Origin of the sequence: Herminiimonas arsenitoxidans (genome assembly GCF_900130075.1) — a bacterium.
Classification (GTDB): Bacteria; Pseudomonadota; Gammaproteobacteria; order Burkholderiales; family Burkholderiaceae_D; genus Oxalicibacterium; species Oxalicibacterium arsenitoxidans.
Map to the genome: position 1 here is coordinate 3,240,297 of NZ_LT671418.1, position 15,158 is coordinate 3,255,454.

Here is a 15,158-nt window from a genome sequence, read left to right on the forward strand (position 1 = left end):
TCCCTAGATGCGAATCAGGTAATCCCGATTCCCACCTGAGCAATTGATCCCTATGCTCATCTTCCATGAACCCGATTCCTGGAGAAATGATGAGAACCACCCGCCCAGTCAGTTATGCCGAAAATGGCATGGTCGCCACCGCCCACTATCTGGCGACCGGGGCAGCACTAGATGTGTTGAAAGAGGGCGGCACCGCAGTCGATGCTGCAATCTGCGCAGCCGCCACCATGAGTGTCGTGTTGCCGCACATGATAGGCATAGGCGGTGATGCATTCTGGATGATCCACGATGCCAAATCGAATACGCTGTCGTCGCTGAACGGTAGCGGCACCTGCGGTCAAAACATTACGCTTGACGATTACAAGGGCATGGATGCGATCCCGCATCGTGGTCCGCGTGCTGCGATCACTGTACCCGGCGCAGTGGATAGCTGGGGCCTCGCCCATGCACGTTTCGGTACCATGCCTTTAACCCGTTTGCTGGCACCGGCGATACGCTATGCACGTGAAGGCGTGGCGGTCACACAAGATATCAGCCGTTGGATTAGCGATGATGCCGATGTGTTCCGTCAAGATCCTGGTTCGGCTGGAATTTTCCTGAAGAACGGCAATGCTTATCAACCGGGTGAACGCCTGCAGCAGCCTGCATTGGGCGATACGCTGGAAGGCATTGCGAAAAACGGCACACGCCATTTTTACGAACACACCGCACACTCCATCGTCAATTATCTGAAGAGCCAAGGCGGCTTGCTGACGTTGGACGATTTCCATCAATACCGCGCCAAGTGGGTGCAACCGATCTCGACGACTTATCGCGGTTTTCAAGCGTATCAGGTACCGCCCCCATCGCAAGGTATAGCCGGCTTGATGATTTTGAATTTCCTCAACGGTATCGATTTGTCTGGTCTGGATGAAAATTCGCCTGAGTATTACAACGCGATGATTCAGGCAATCAAATGGGCATTCAATAAACGCGATCAGTATCTGACTGATCCTGAATTTTCCGATATTCCGATTGAAGAATTGCTTGACCCTAAGCTGGCGAATGCCGAGCGTGCAGAGTGGCTGGCCGATACCAAACGTACACATGAAAATCGCCCAGGCGGTAGCGACACCACCTTCATCAGCATCGCCGACAAATACGGTAACGCAGTTGGTCTGGTGCAAAGCTTGTACTTCGACTTTGGCGCCTGCGTGACCGATCCTGTCTCTGGCGTGCTGATGCAAAACCGTGGCAGCTTCTTCTCGCTGCAACCGGATCACCCGAATGTATTGAAGGCAGGCAAGCAAAGCGCATCGACGCTGATGTCCGGCATGTTGTTCAAGGATGGCAAGCCTTACATGGTCTATGGCACGCAAGGCGGCGAAGTACAACCGCAGACGCAGACTTCGGTCGCGACGCGTGTGGTTGATTTCGGCCTGAATGTGCAAGAAGCCATTGACGCACCACGCGTCTTGTACGGACGTTCGTGGGGCGATACATCGAACAAGTTGTTGTTGGAATCTGCAGCACCGGAAGCAACGTTTGATGCCTTGCGTGAGCAAGGACATCCGGTGGAAGCGGCGCAGTGGCCGTTCCCGCGTATGGGTACTGCGCAGGCAATTCGTTTGCCAGGGCCGTGGTCAGAGTTCTTTGAAGGCGGAGCAGATCCGCGTGGCGAAGGAATTGCATTAGGTTTTTAGTTGTTTCATCCAGAGGAGATGGTTATGGAGATGGACCTGTTAATACACAATGTGCGTGTGTGGGATGACAAACCACTGATGGACATTGGTATCAAAAATGGAAAGATCGTCGCAATAGAAGAAGGCATTAAAGCCTCAGCGACAGATGCAATCGATGCAGAAGGCCGAGCTGTTATTCCTGGCTTGGTCGAGCCGCATATGCATTTGGAAAAAGCATTCCTGCATAGACGTTTACCGCCTGTTCTCGGCACGCTGGAAGAAGCGATCCGCGTCACCGGCATCCTGAAGAGCAAACAGGAACGCAAGGACGTACTGGATCGTTCACGCCAAGTGCTGGATATGGCTGTGAAAAACGGTACGGTCGCCTTGCGCGCCCATCCTGACGTTGATTTGATTCAAGGTCTGATCGGTGTGGAAACAGTGCTTGAGCTGCGCGATGAATACAAGGATCTGATGGATATTCAGATCGTTGCATTCCCGCAGGAAGGCATCATCAAATCGCCCGGTACTATCGATTTGATGGAAAAATCGATGAACATGGGTGCTGACGTCGTCGGCGGCTGTCCATACAACGAATTGACTTGGGAAGACACCAAGCGTCATATCGACATCGTGTTCGAGATGGCGCAAAAATATGATGCGCCTATTGATCTTCACGCAGATTTTTCTGATGATGCGAGCGATCAGCGCTTTGCTTCGACAGCTTACGTTGCGCAAAAAACGATCGATACTGGCTATCAAGGCAGAGTCTCACTCGGCCATGTCACCAGTCTCGGCTCGCTCGATCCGGATGAATTGAAACCAGTGATCGAATTGCTGCGCAAGGCCGATATCAGCATCGTCACTTTGCCTGCTACTGATCTGTATCTGGGTGGTCGTAATGATGCAAAGAATCGCCGTCGCGGTTTGACGCCGGTACGCGCTCTGAATGAAGCGGGCGTCAACGTTGCCTACTCATCCAACAATATACGCAATGCCTTCACACCATTCGGTAAAGCGGACATGCTGGTCATCGGCAATATGCTGGCGCACGCTATTTCCTTTGGTACGCCTGCGCATCAGGCAGCGGTTCTGGATATGGGCACCATCAATGCCGCACGCTCCATCGGTATCGGTGACAACTACGGCCTTGCGGTTGGCAAGCAGGCCGATCTGGTGATTCTGGATACCTATCAGGTAGCCGATGCCTTGCTCGATATTCCTGCTCGTTCCTGGGTGATTAAACGCGGAAAAATAACCGTGGTCACTCAGCATAAAAGCACGATACATCGTCACGGTTGTTGTGGCGCACACGATCATGGTGCAAAGGACCATGTGTGCGAAACAGCCAGCGCCAAATAATAAATATTTAATTAAACCATCAGGAGACAAGCATGAAAAAGCCACCACACGCAGTTGTAGCATCCTTACTCGCAGTCACCACCGTACTCATGGCGCAACTGCCTTGGCACTTGCCAGTCTGGGCAATCTTTATCAGCTGGGCAGGCACTTTTGCCATGGGCGGTCCGACTGCGGCTAATTTGAAACGTATCTGGCCGACACTTCCAATTGGTTCCATCACCGGTTTTCTGGTTGTTACCGGTTTTGGTATCGCTTCGAAAAATCTTTCCGGTAACAGTCTGCTCATCGCAGAATGTGTGATTCTGTTCTGCTTGAACGCAGGCATGATCATGCTGGCACGCTTCCCTGCGATTAGTTTTGTACCAGGTATGTTCTTCGGTTTCGCGTCCTTCTTCGCCACGATGTTTGGCGGCTTTGGTCCGGTTCCTAAAGATCCTTTGTCCGCACTTGGTGTCGTGCTTGTGATGAGCTTCCTTGGTCCTATCTATGCCTGGATCACAGCGAACTTCTCGCATCGTCACGTGCCACTGGAAAATACTTTCCCTACGGCTTCGAATACCAAGGCCGATAACCACGCACATCAAAAAGCCTAAATCTCCCTTTAAACACCGCCAAGCTCACTTAGCTTAGCGGTGTTTTTTTTCGTCTTTACGAAATCAAGATAGAGGATTTTTTAGCGCGAATACGTATTCGTATCTCGCTACGTATTTTCTCTTGCTGGACAAGTTCACATACGTTGCACGGCGCAGTGTTGGTGTGCGCCTTGTCACACGAATTTTTACGGAGACAAAATGAAAAACAAAATTTTCCACGATATGACGAGAAGAGATTTCTTATCTGCTTCAGGCGCAATGGCTTTGGGTTCGATGACACCGCTATCGATGGCTTTGGAAGCCAGGCCAAAAAGTGTGTTGGCTACATCAACCAAAGGCATGGTGACCAGCCCGCACGAGCTAGCTACTAATGCTGGTCTGGATGTATTGAAGTCGGGCGGTAATGCGATTGAAGCAGCGATTGCGATTGCTGCATGTCTGAGTGTGACTTATCCGCACTTCGCCAGCTTTGGCGGTGATGCTTTCATGATCATCAGCGATCGCAATGGCAAGGTCAGAACCTTGTCTGGCATTGGTCAGGCACCAATGGTATTACCGCAGTACAGCGGTACGATTCCGGTGCGTGGTCCCGGCTCGATGCTGACGACGGCAGCCAATGTGGACACCTTGGGCAAAGCCTTCGATATCAGCAACAAGGAACTGGCCGGTAGCAAGAGCTGGGCAGAATTGTTGAAGCCGGCCATCGGTTTTGCACGTAACGGCTTTCCGGTATCGCCATCAGAACGGTTCTGGATGGATTTCCGCCAAAAGGAAATGGCCGATCTGCCCGGCGTGCGCAGCAACTTCATGATCACCGGCAAAGTGCCGGAAGAAGGGCAGCTCTTCAAGCAGCCGCAATTGGCCGATACATTGGAAGTGTTGGCAGTACGTGGCTATCGCGATTTTTATGATGGCAAATTGGCCGAGAAAATTGCCAAAGGTTTGAAAGATGCTGGCTCCCCATTGACGGCATCCGATCTGGCAAGAACGCAGGCGCGTATAGAGCCGCCGTTACGCGTTGCGTATCGCGATGGCATCTTGCTGGCGAATCAACCACCGACGCAAGGCATTACGACGCTGGAAATCATGGGCATACTCGATCGTTTTGATTTGAAGAATATTCCAGAGGGCAGTGCGGACTATTATCACGTCGTAGTCGAAGCGGTGAAGCGCGCGTTTATCGATCGCAATCAGTATGTGGCTGATCCGGAATTCGTGAAGGTACCTTCAGAAAAATTACTGTCCAAAGCCCATCTCGATCAACTCGCTGGTGGCATACAAATGAAACAGGCATTGCCATGGCCGCATGTCTTCAAGAATGGTGACACGGTATATATCGGTGCGACTGACGCACAAGGCAATTCGGTCTCGATGTTGCAGACGGTTTATTTCGATTGGGGTAGTGGTGTGATGGCGGGTGATACCGGCATTTTGTGGCATAACCGCGGCGCTTCATTCAGTCTGAAGCCGGATCATCCGAATGTGTTGCAACCGGGTAAGCGTCCATTCCATACACTTAATCCTGGTATGTATCTAAAGAACGATAAACCACATATTTTGTATGGCACGCAGGGTGCAGATGGGCAGCCACAAACCTTGGCGACTATCCTGACCAGAATGATTGATTACAACATGGATCCGTTGACGGCATTGTCGAAACCGCGCTTCTTGCTAGGGAAAACTTTTTCAGATACGCGAGACTCTTTGAAACTGGAGAAGGATGCGGGCGAGCAAGTGTTTCAAGAGCTGGCACGACGTGGACATGAAATGAGTGTCATTCCGGCACAAAGCCCTTTATCCGGTCATCCGGGAGCAATTGTGATCGATCAAAAGACGGGGACTTTTTCAGGCGCGCATGATCCGAGGAGCGATGGCAGAGCTTTAGGCGTGTAAATACAAATACAGCAGAAAAAAACTTGCCCGGTCAGTATCCGGTCTGACCAGGCAATAAAAAAAGACAGGCAAGCCTGTCTTTTTTAGTTACTGCGAATTACTTAGCAGCTGGGGCTGCAGCTGGAGCAGCAGTGGCTGCTTTAGCTTTTTTAGCTTTTTTGTGTTTCTTAGCGTGTGCTTTAGCCTTAGGTGCTTTAGCTTCTGTTTTTGCTGCCATTGGCGCAGCAGCTGGGGCAGCAGTAGGTGCTGGAGCAGCAGCTTGTGCAAAAACGGTGGAGGCAAACAGACCGGCAACCAGGGCAGCGATTAATTTATTCATTTGAGTGCTCTCTAAAGTTTAGGAAATAGTGCGAACCGTATTTTCGGTTCGTACGTACATAACGCCAGCCAAATAATGCGGTTGACGCATTTCTGCAAATATTTTGAAATCATTTTTAGGGCTGAAACCTAAGCCTGGCGTGAAGATTTCGTTAAGATTGCCTTTCTGTTTTCCGAACAATCCCATCCTTGGGCGCTCCCGGCGACTACTGCATTTACAGTATTTACTTGCTTTTGGGACATTGATATTCTCGCCGCCATTAACTGCCCATCTCTTATGTCATGTCACACGATCAGGTGTTGCTTTGATTTAGTGCGTAACGTGCCAGTTCAACTGCCGTGTGTAGGGAGAGTTTCGCCATCAGATTTTGCTTGTGCTTGCGGACAGTAAATACGCTGAGTGCCAGTGCATCGGCAATTTCTTGTGTTGATTTTCCTGAAGCAATCAGTTTTAGTATCTGTTGTTCGCGTGGTGTGACTGCTTGATCTGTGTCTTGTAGAAAATGATCGATGGAGCCGAGTAATTTGCTGACGTAGCGCTTGTTGCTGAGTACGGTTGGAATCGCCTCCAGTAATTCGCTACTGTCTTCGAGTTTAAGCAGGTAACCATCTGCGCCGGCAGCAAAGGCTTGTCGCACACTGACATGATCCGTCGATCCGGTCAGGATCAGAATTTTGATATGAGGATGTTGTTGCTTGATGCGCGCTGTCAATGCAATGCCATGACAACCGGGTATGTCGAGATCGAGCAACAAAAAGTCAGCCTGCGTTTGCAACAGCAATTGCTCTACCAGTGCACCGTTGCCGGTATCTGCAACAACATCGATATCAGGCACTTGCACCAGCAAGGATCTCAATCCCTCCCGGATCAGTGTGTGATCTTCTGCGATTACGATTTTTGTCATGATGTGAATGCTGGGCAACTGTAACAACAGGCAATTGCCGACGGTGATTAAGTTGTTGCATGGAAATAATGGTTAGATATTACACTGCGAAGGTAGCTCTATCCATCACCGTGCTTCTAAAAAGAGACGCGCATGAATAATCATCACGCCGCATCTGCGGTCGATAAACGCATATTCAATGAACTGATCAATATCCTGTATAGGCAGGCCACGCCTATTTTTTTCGGCAATGTTGCAGTGGTTGTATTGTCGGTTTATCTGCTGTGGAGCGAACTTGATCGCGCGATGTTGCTCACATGGGCTGCTGCGATTTTCAGTCTGACTGCCATCCGTATCGTGATTGTGCGTCGTGATTTACGCGTGTCGCAGCCAGAAGAGATGGCGCATAGACGTGCATGGAAATATGCATTGTTATCTGGTTTGTCTGGTTGTTTGTGGGGTTCGGTCGGTATTTTTTTCTTCTCGCCAGACAGCACGGTAGTGACCGTGTTTATCTGCATCCTTTTGTCCGGTATGACGGGCGGATCGGTCGCATCGCAATCTTCTTTTCCTCCGGCGTATTACGCGTTTGCCTTGCCGACGGTGTTGCCGTTCGCGTTGCACTCTTTTATCTATGGCGGCGCATTATTTTCGGTTCTGGGCGTGTTGTCGCTGTTTTTGCTGGGCGTTAATCTGGCTTATAGCCGCAACTTCCATCGCACTGTGCGCGAAGCAGTTTCCCTGCGTTTCGAGAACATAGAGCTGATCGCGCAATTGCGGCAAGAGAAGGAGCGTGCCGAATCGGCCAGTCGTTCCAAGTCACAATTCCTCGCAGCCGCCAGTCATGATTTACGTCAGCCTACACATGCACTTGGTTTGTATATAGCAACCTTGCGTGCATTCTGTAATGCGCCAGCTATACGCACTGAAGACGTCGGTAATATTGCGACGAAGTTGCAAGCGGCATTAAAGGGCTTGGTGCAATTGCTGGATGTCTTGTTGGATATCTCCAAACTGGATGCTGGTGCGGTCAAGGTGAAGCGCGAAGTATTCGATTTGCAGGAATTGCTGGAGACCATAGATCAGCAATTTTCTGCCGTTGCAGCAGAGCAGAAGTTACGCTTCATCGTCAGACCGACATCGCTGCTGATTCAGACGGATCGTGTATTACTGCATAGCATTCTGGCCAATTTTGTTTCCAATGCATTGCGCTATACCGAGAGCGGGAAAATTCTGGTGGGTGCACGCAGGCGCGGCAATTTTGTCGAAGTGCAGGTGCTCGATACCGGTATCGGTATTGCAGAGGGACAGTCACAACTCATCTTTGGTGAGTTCTATCAGATCGGAAATGCTGCGCGCAGACGTGAGCATGGCTTGGGTTTGGGCTTGGCTATCGTCAAGCGCACGGCTGATTTGCTGGGTGTGCGTATAGGCTTGCGTTCTGTTTTAGGTAAAGGTTCGGTATTTTCTGTCTGGCTGCCGCTGGTTCATGGCACACAGTCAGTCGTTGAAGAAAAGACGATAGCGCAAGCATCTGGCGCAGCATCAAAAAACATTTTGGTGATAGACGATGATGCCAGCGTGCTGGATAGCATGCGTTTATTGTTATCGTCGTGGGGGCATCAAGTATTTGCCGTCTCTTCATTGGAGCAGGCACTGCAGACGGTCGAACAACATCGATCCCAGGGACGACCACTATTTGATCTGATTTTGAGTGATTTCCGTCTGGCGGAAAACATTAGCGGGATCGATGTCGTGCAAGCTGTTCGACAAGCGGCTGGTTACGATATTCCCGCAGTGGTGATAACCGGCGATACCTCGGTGGAGAGTATCAATCGGATTGCACAAGCACATTTACGGATACTGCATAAACCCCTGGAGCCGGAGTTGTTGTATAACTTGTTGCGAGATTCACACTAATTTCTCGCGCAGTTTGATCATTTACGTCGTTAGACAGGCTTTTCTGCCTTGTCTGTGCTAAAAGTTCGTTTAAGCTCTCATGGTCTTGATTTGGTAGTAGAGAAATTCTTCACACAAAGAAATTTTTCCATAAAACTATTAAAGCACCAGAGCATCTAAAAGATGCTTGCTACCAACGTAGTAGCTGACGGGACCTCGAATGAGACCTAAAACACCAGACCGCTTGCGGCTTGCCACACTAGTGACGATAGGTGTGTGTGCCACCGTTATCGTTACTATGCTGGCCTTATTGGTACTGGTCGATCATTTCGCTGCAACATACGCGAAGCAACAGGCGCAAGAACGTCTCCAGCAATTATCGTGGCAGATGCGTGACTCCCTCGATCGTGGCATTGCGCGGGTGGTTGACCATACGCAGGTCATTGCCAATCTGGCGACGGTACGAGACTCGGACAATGCTGCCGATATCCAAAGAGTCTTCGACAACATACACAGAAATTTTTCCAACTACGCCTGGATAGGTTTGACCGATACCAAAGGCATGGTGATCGCTGCCTCGGACGGTTTGCTGGACGGTGTTGATGTCAGTCAGCGTCCCTGGTTCATGGGCGGACAAAAGCAGCTGTTTATCGGCGACTACCATCCTTCCACCTTGCTGGAAAACAAACTGCCCAATACGGATGAGCGTTGGCGTTTTGTGGATGTGGCCTTACCAATCACGCACAGCAATGGTATGTATCGCGGTGTGCTTGGCATACATTTGAGTTGGGACTGGGCGCGTAGTATTGCGAACGAATTGCTGGTGCCGACAGATCGACAATACATGGTCGAAGTGATCGTTGTACGAAATGACGGCATGGTGATACTCGGGCCAGATTATCTGGAAGAAAGCACCATCAATACGCGCAGCGTAGCCTTGTCTCGTACCGGTCGCACGGGAGCTATTGCCGAGAAATGGCCAGATGGACAGCGTTATCTGACCGGCTATTCGCAGACGGGTGGACGTGCTGCTTATTCATCGCTGAAATGGTCAGTATTGATACGCCAGCCGGAAGAGATAGCCTTGGCGGCTTTCCGTGATTTGCAAAAGCAGATTCTATTGGTTGGTGGCCTGGTTGGTTTACTACTGGCACTGGTCGCCGTTGGATTGGCGCGAGGACTGGCCAAACCACTGGATGATTTGAGCGCAGCGATAGTGCGACGTCGAGATGATGATTTCGAGCAAATTCCCATCATCCCCAACTACCACGAAGTGCATCTGCTTTCTGTCACGCTGGCAGATATGGTGGAGCGTGAGCGGCAGCACGTGAAAAGGCTGCACACCTTGAATGAAAATCTGGAGCATCTGGTGCAGGAGCGTACCAGAGAGATAGAAAAAAAAGCGGGAGCACTGGAAGAGGCCTTGGCGCAGCAACTGATTATTCAAGAACGGCTGAGAGATAGCGAAGCAGAATTACGCGCGACCTTGCAGAACGCGAACGATGCTTTTATCGCGATGGATCAAAATGGCATCATCGTCGACTGGAATGAACAGGCGGAGCACCTTTTAGGCTGGACGCGTCGTGAGGCGATAGGGCAAAACCTGTCGGAAATGGTGGTGCCACCGGCAATGCGCGAAGACTATGCGCAAGACTTACAACATTTCATCGCCACGGGCGAAAGCAATATCATCAATCAGCGGATAGAAGTGACGGCATTGCGCCGTGATGGCGTTGAGTTCCCGATTGAGCTGGCAGTTGCTTGCGTGCCACGCCGCGATGGTTATTTGTTTATCGCCTTCCTGCATGACATTACAGAGAGAAAATTGCTGCAGGCATCGTTGATGGGTATGGCATTAAAAGATGCGCTGACCGATTTGCCTAATCGTCGCGCGCTGATGCAAAAACTGCCGGAGTCAATTGCACGTGCAGCACGCTTGGGCAAACCGCTGGCAGTGCTCTTCCTTGATCTTGATGGTTTCAAGGGGATCAACGACGGCTACGGACATGAGGCGGGAGATGAACTCTTGCGTACGATTGGACAACGTTTGTCAGGCGCTGTGCGCACCACTGATACGGTGGCGCGACTGGCAGGCGATGAGTTTGTCATCGTGCTGGAAATGATCAATGGCGATGCAGATGCGATTGAAGTTGCGGACAAAATATTGCAGACGCTGCAGCAACCATTTACATTGACGGCGGCGACTGTATCGATATCGGCCAGCATAGGCATCGCCATGCATTGGCCTGAAGACAGCACCACTGCCGAGCAATTGATCACGCTGGCAGATGGTGCGATGTATGTAGCGAAAAAGAATGGAAAGAATCGTGCAGTCGCAGTCTAGCGATTAGCAGTGCTGTAAAAATTATTCTATCGTTCCCCATGCATTGGGTTCTTTGCGCGCATCCAGTCGGCGTCGATAACTACGTCCTCCCAACCACAAGCTCAATGCGACCACTGTAAAAAACAGTTGTCCGCTTGCGAGTGACAGTGGTGAATGCGATAAGACTGGCGCAATCACGCCGGCGACCAGCGCACCCAGTATCATCATGACAAATGACTGGCACGAAGCAACGATGCCGCGAATATTCGGGAACAGATCCAGCACCAGTAACGTTGCGCCAGGTGCCACCATAGACATGCCGAAGGTGTAGAAAAATAAGGGTAGAACCGACCACGGCAACGTCGGTGGCAGCATGGTGTGATAGCTCACATTGAATACAGCTGCACCGACCAAAAAGGCAAATCCGATCAGCACTTGTCGCGAGGTGGGAATATTGCCAGCCAAGCGATTGGCCGTCAGTGCACCGCAGAAAATTCCTGACACCATAGGAATGAACTGCCAGCCGAACTGTTCGGGGCCCAGGCCAAGATGCTGAACCAGGAATACAGGTGCAGCAGCGACATACAAAAACATGCCGGCAAAATTAAACGCAACCGCTCCCGCCTTCAAATGAAACAGTGGCGAGCGAAAGACACGCTTGTAACTGTGATACAGAAAGTGCGGATTAAAGGGCTGACGCTTCTCTAGCGGTAGCGATTCCGGCAAGCGTTTGTAGCAATAGAAAAGCAGCAATATCGCATACACGAACAAGGCGAGAAAGATGGCGCGCCAATTCGAATGCTGGACTATCCAGCCGCCGAGAATAGGAGCAATGGCCGGTGAGATGGAAAAAATCATCGTTACCAGCGACAGCAAACGTTCGGCCGCGGCACCGGCATACAGATCGCGAATAATCGCGCGCCCGATCACCACACCTGCACCCGCAGAGATGCCTTGTAACATACGGAAGATCCACAGATATTCGATGCTGTGTACGGCCGCGCAAGCGAGCGTTGCAACAGCAAAGACCGCGAGTGAAACCAGAATGATATTGCGTCTGCCAAAAGCGTCTGACAAGGCACCATGCCACAGTATCATCACGGCAAACGAGAGTAGATAAGCGGTTAGCGTTTGCTGAACTTCCAGCGCAGTGGCACCAAGCGTTGCTTGAATATTAGGGAATGCCGGCAAATAAGCGTCGATGGAAAAAGGCCCGAGCATGGACAAGGCCGCCAGCATCACCGCCAGCGCAGTGCTGTTGATGACGATGGCGGTGACAGGACGCGCGGGTGTTTCTGGTGTGTGAGACATCGGTATTACTCTTTTCTACTTGAACAAATCGTGAGGCCGATGTGTGGTGTTGATTGTCAGGAGCGACGTGTTTAGATGCCGCCCATGCAAAGGTATTTAATTTCCAGATATTCTTCTATGCCGTACTTGGAGCCTTCGCGGCCGAGACCGGATTGCTTGACGCCGCCGAACGGCGCGACTTCATTGGAGATCAAACCGGTATTGATGCCGACCATACCGTATTCCAGTTTTTCTGCGACGCGCCAGACACGGCCGATATCGCGCGAATAGAAATAACTGGCAAGACCGAAATCGGTATTGTTGGCAGCGGCGACTACTTCGTCCTCGGTTTTAAACTTGATGACGGCAGCGACCGGGCCAAAGGTTTCTTCATGCATGATCAACATGTCATTGCTGATATTCGATAAGACGGTCGGTTCATAAAAATAACCGCCGAGTGCATGTGGCTTGCCGCCGGTAATGACCTGCGCGCCTTTTTTCACTGCGTCGCTGACATGCTGTTCGACTTTCTTGATCGCTTGCTCATCGATCAGCGGGCCTTGCAACACGCCTTGCTCGAAACCATTGCCAACCTTGATCTGTGCGGCACCTGCACCCAGTTTTTGTACGAAGGCATCGTAAATCGATTCATGCACATAGAAGCGATTGGTGCAGACGCAAGTTTGACCGGCATTGCGATACTTGGATTGCAGTGCACCTGCGACTGCTGCATCCAGATCTGCATCGTCAAACACGATGAAGGGCGCGTGACCACCGAGTTCCAGGCCGATTTTTTTGACGGTAGGTGCGCATTGTTCCATCAGGATGCGACCAACCGGTGTTGAGCCGGTGAACGAGACGTGACGCACGATAGCACTGGAGCAAAGTACTTTGCCGACTGCAATTGATTTATCTGCATCTGCCGTGATGACGTTGATGACACCGGCAGGAATGCCGGCACGATGCGCCAGTTCTGCAATCGCCAGTGCAGACAGCGGGGTTTGTTCAGCTGGTTTGATGACGATGGTGCAACCGGCGGCAACGGCAGGTCCAACTTTGCGTGTGATCATTGCAATCGGGAAATTCCACGGCGTAATCGATGCGCATACGCCTATAGGCTGTTTGAGCGTGACAGTACGCTTGTCGCTCCAGGTCGAGGCCATCACATCGCCGCTGACACGTTTGGCTTCTTCGGCAAACCATTCGATGAAGCTGGCGCCGTAAATGACTTCGCCTTTGGATTCAATCAGCGGCTTGCCTTGTTCTGCGGTCATGAGAGCCGCCAGATCATCTGCATTGGCGATGATGAGGTCAAACCACTTACGCATGACGATAGAGCGCTCCTTGCCGGTTTTAGCAGCCCAGGCAGGGAAGGCGAGATGTGCGGCCTGGATGGCGGCTTCTGTTTCTTCTGCGCCCATGTTCGGCACGCTGCCTATGGTGCTGCCATTCGCCGGATTCGTAACCTTGAAGCTGCCCGTTGCCTTGACCCATTTACCATCGATATAAGCTGCATCGCGCAATAGTGTTGCGTCTTTCAATTGGAAATGGTGATGGACGGTATCTAACATGGCATGCTCCTGCGTTGCAAAAGGAAAAGCATAGCCCAATCGCAGTGACTGCGCTGAGAGAGGCTGGAAACGTGGTGATGTAGTGATGTCGTGGAGAAATCGATGTCAGGAATAATCGATGTTTTTCTTCATCTCACGTACAAAGTCGGCGAGTCGACGACCGCTGACACTGGAATAGCAATCGACTATGTGCAGCGTACTGATGCGATCCAGACGGAAGGAGCGGAAGTCGCTACGCGTCTCGCACCAGGCAGCGATGGACCAGCCACCACCCCAAAAGTACAAAGCCAGCGGCCAGATTGTGCGGCAGGTCGCTTGCTGTTTGGCATCGACGTAATCCAGCAACAGCTTGTTTTGCTTGCCTATTGCCTGTCGTATGGTTTCCAGTCTTTCGCCATGCAAAGGATCGATATGGAAATCGGGCGCAAACAAAGGTGTTGCTTCGACGAAGTCACGTTTCTCGCGCGGCAGTGCAAGCGTGATTTTCGCCAATGCTGCGGCACTGGATGCAGCCAGTTGCGGTCCGCCCCAGGCTTGCACCATGCGCATGCCGGTGACCATCGCTTCGATTTCATCGGTGGAAAACATCAGCGGTTGCAGATCGTAGCCCGCCTTGACGCGATAACCAACACCGGCTTCGCCTTCGATGGGAACACCGGATAGCGACAGGTCACGGATGTCGCGATAAATCGTGCGTTCCGATACGGCTAACCATTCGGACAATTGATGTGCCGTGGTGAGTCGACGACCGCGCAAATACTGCGCGATCTGAAACAGGCGTTCAGCGCGACGCATGGCAGATGATTAAATACAGTGACAGCATCTTGCGCTCCAAATATGAGATTGGATGGTGATCCAGAATGAGGTTTGCCGCCTCATTCTGACAAATGCACACCTCACCGTCCAGTTCACGTTTATGCAGGTTTAATGTTGTGCGTGCAGTCCAACCAAATTGCCTTCGGTATCGATAAAGTGTGCGATGAAGCCGATATCGTCCGGCAGCTCCGTTTTTGGCAAGTAAATTTTTCCGCCAGCTGGTGCAATGCGCGTCAGTACTGTATCGATAGACGGACTGGCATCCAGATAAATCATGGTGCCGTTGCTGCTGGGTTGGGAGTACTCGCTATGGGTGACGCTGCCGCAGGTTGTGCCACTAGGGTCGGTGAATATGGCCATCTTCATCAGCTCTGCATTGCCTTCTTCGATGCGGAGGGTGGTGTCGAACAGGGCTTCATAAAAACGTGTGGCGCGACCGAAGTCGGTGGAGGGAATTTCAAACCAGTTAATTTTTGTTTGCATGATGTCCTCGAAGGAAATGCCAAATGGCAAGACGCATCATGCGGGAGTGCTCCTGACAGCATTAT

Annotated in this window: 12 protein-coding genes; 6 read left to right on the top strand and 6 right to left on the bottom strand. The window is 51.3% G+C overall.

The annotated features are described in order from the left end of the window. Positions 1-89: 89 nt before the first annotated feature. From ggt (BQ6873_RS15385) to ggt (BQ6873_RS15400), 4 genes are all read left to right on the top strand, one after another. Complete coding sequence (ggt, locus tag BQ6873_RS15385) at positions 90-1,682, top strand: gamma-glutamyltransferase (protein ID WP_083664485.1); 1,593 nt, start codon at positions 90-92, stop codon at positions 1,680-1,682. A gap of 24 nt (positions 1,683-1,706) precedes the next feature. Next, the gene (locus BQ6873_RS15390; RefSeq protein WP_157889176.1) at positions 1,707-3,023 is read left to right on the top strand and encodes an amidohydrolase family protein; all 1,317 of its coding nucleotides are present in this window, start codon (positions 1,707-1,709) and stop codon (positions 3,021-3,023) included. A 32-nt stretch (positions 3,024-3,055) separates the two neighbouring features. Continuing rightward, a complete protein-coding gene (locus tag BQ6873_RS15395) occupies positions 3,056-3,616 on the top strand; it encodes a DUF1097 domain-containing protein (protein ID WP_076593438.1) in 561 nt (186 codons plus the stop codon). Positions 3,617-3,814: 198 nt separating this feature from the next. Beyond that, on the top strand, positions 3,815-5,509 hold the full coding sequence (gene ggt, locus BQ6873_RS15400) for a gamma-glutamyltransferase (protein ID WP_076593439.1): 1,695 nt from the start codon (positions 3,815-3,817) through the stop codon (positions 5,507-5,509). 97 nt (positions 5,510-5,606) lie between these two features. On the opposite strand, the gene BQ6873_RS15405 is transcribed toward ggt (BQ6873_RS15400), so the two are convergent. Both BQ6873_RS15405 and BQ6873_RS15410 read right to left on the bottom strand, forming a co-directional pair. Next, positions 5,607-5,828 (bottom strand): hypothetical protein, encoded by a 222-nt coding sequence (locus BQ6873_RS15405; RefSeq protein ID WP_076593440.1) that lies wholly within the window; start codon positions 5,826-5,828, stop codon positions 5,607-5,609. A 292-nt stretch (positions 5,829-6,120) separates the two neighbouring features. Next, positions 6,121-6,732: a response regulator gene (locus BQ6873_RS15410; RefSeq protein WP_076593441.1), complete on the bottom strand. Its 612-nt coding sequence runs from the start codon at positions 6,730-6,732 to the stop codon at positions 6,121-6,123. A 132-nt stretch (positions 6,733-6,864) separates the two neighbouring features. On the opposite strand from BQ6873_RS15410, the gene BQ6873_RS15415 reads away from it, so the two are divergent. Then, positions 6,865-8,631, top strand: a complete 1,767-nt coding sequence (locus tag BQ6873_RS15415) for a hybrid sensor histidine kinase/response regulator (RefSeq protein ID WP_076593442.1) — start codon at positions 6,865-6,867, stop codon at positions 8,629-8,631. Between the two features lie 199 nt (positions 8,632-8,830). Further along, positions 8,831-10,954 carry a diguanylate cyclase domain-containing protein gene (locus BQ6873_RS15420; protein ID WP_076593443.1) on the top strand — a complete coding sequence of 708 codons (2,124 nt, stop codon included), beginning with the start codon at positions 8,831-8,833 and terminating at the stop codon, positions 10,952-10,954. A 21-nt stretch (positions 10,955-10,975) separates the two neighbouring features. On the opposite strand, the gene BQ6873_RS15425 is transcribed toward BQ6873_RS15420, so the two are convergent. The 4 genes from BQ6873_RS15425 to BQ6873_RS15440 all read right to left on the bottom strand — a co-directional run bounded on the left by BQ6873_RS15425 (position 10,976) and on the right by BQ6873_RS15440 (position 15,093). Beyond that, positions 10,976-12,244 carry a multidrug effflux MFS transporter gene (locus tag BQ6873_RS15425; protein ID WP_076593444.1) on the bottom strand — a complete coding sequence of 423 codons (1,269 nt, stop codon included), beginning with the start codon at positions 12,242-12,244 and terminating at the stop codon, positions 10,976-10,978. 71 nt (positions 12,245-12,315) lie between these two features. Then, positions 12,316-13,794 carry an NAD-dependent succinate-semialdehyde dehydrogenase gene (locus BQ6873_RS15430; protein WP_076593445.1) on the bottom strand — a complete coding sequence of 493 codons (1,479 nt, stop codon included), beginning with the start codon at positions 13,792-13,794 and terminating at the stop codon, positions 12,316-12,318. Positions 13,795-13,899: 105 nt separating this feature from the next. Then, positions 13,900-14,589, bottom strand: coding sequence for a helix-turn-helix transcriptional regulator (locus tag BQ6873_RS15435; RefSeq protein WP_076593446.1), 690 nt, complete (start codon positions 14,587-14,589; stop codon positions 13,900-13,902). Between the two features lie 129 nt (positions 14,590-14,718). Then, on the bottom strand, positions 14,719-15,093 hold the full coding sequence (locus tag BQ6873_RS15440) for a VOC family protein (protein ID WP_076594169.1): 375 nt from the start codon (positions 15,091-15,093) through the stop codon (positions 14,719-14,721). Between the last annotated feature and the right edge of the window lie 65 nt (positions 15,094-15,158).

What these genes read in the sequence shown, in the direction of transcription:
- ggt (WP_083664485.1), top strand. Translation starts at nt 90, where the DNA reads ATGAGAACCACCCGCCCAGTCAGTTATGCCGAAAATGGCATGGTCGCC.
- BQ6873_RS15390 (WP_157889176.1), top strand. Translation starts at nt 1,707, where the DNA reads ATGGAGATGGACCTGTTAATACACAATGTGCGTGTGTGGGATGACAAA.
- BQ6873_RS15395 (WP_076593438.1), top strand. Translation starts at nt 3,056, where the DNA reads ATGAAAAAGCCACCACACGCAGTTGTAGCATCCTTACTCGCAGTCACC.
- ggt (WP_076593439.1), top strand. Translation starts at nt 3,815, where the DNA reads ATGAAAAACAAAATTTTCCACGATATGACGAGAAGAGATTTCTTATCT.
- BQ6873_RS15405 (WP_076593440.1), bottom strand. Translation starts at nt 5,828, where the DNA reads ATGAATAAATTAATCGCTGCCCTGGTTGCCGGTCTGTTTGCCTCCACC.
- BQ6873_RS15410 (WP_076593441.1), bottom strand. Translation starts at nt 6,732, where the DNA reads ATGACAAAAATCGTAATCGCAGAAGATCACACACTGATCCGGGAGGGA.
- BQ6873_RS15415 (WP_076593442.1), top strand. Translation starts at nt 6,865, where the DNA reads ATGAATAATCATCACGCCGCATCTGCGGTCGATAAACGCATATTCAAT.
- BQ6873_RS15420 (WP_076593443.1), top strand. Translation starts at nt 8,831, where the DNA reads ATGAGACCTAAAACACCAGACCGCTTGCGGCTTGCCACACTAGTGACG.
- BQ6873_RS15425 (WP_076593444.1), bottom strand. Translation starts at nt 12,244, where the DNA reads ATGTCTCACACACCAGAAACACCCGCGCGTCCTGTCACCGCCATCGTC.
- BQ6873_RS15430 (WP_076593445.1), bottom strand. Translation starts at nt 13,794, where the DNA reads ATGTTAGATACCGTCCATCACCATTTCCAATTGAAAGACGCAACACTA.
- BQ6873_RS15435 (WP_076593446.1), bottom strand. Translation starts at nt 14,589, where the DNA reads ATGCGTCGCGCTGAACGCCTGTTTCAGATCGCGCAGTATTTGCGCGGT.
- BQ6873_RS15440 (WP_076594169.1), bottom strand. Translation starts at nt 15,093, where the DNA reads ATGCAAACAAAAATTAACTGGTTTGAAATTCCCTCCACCGACTTCGGT.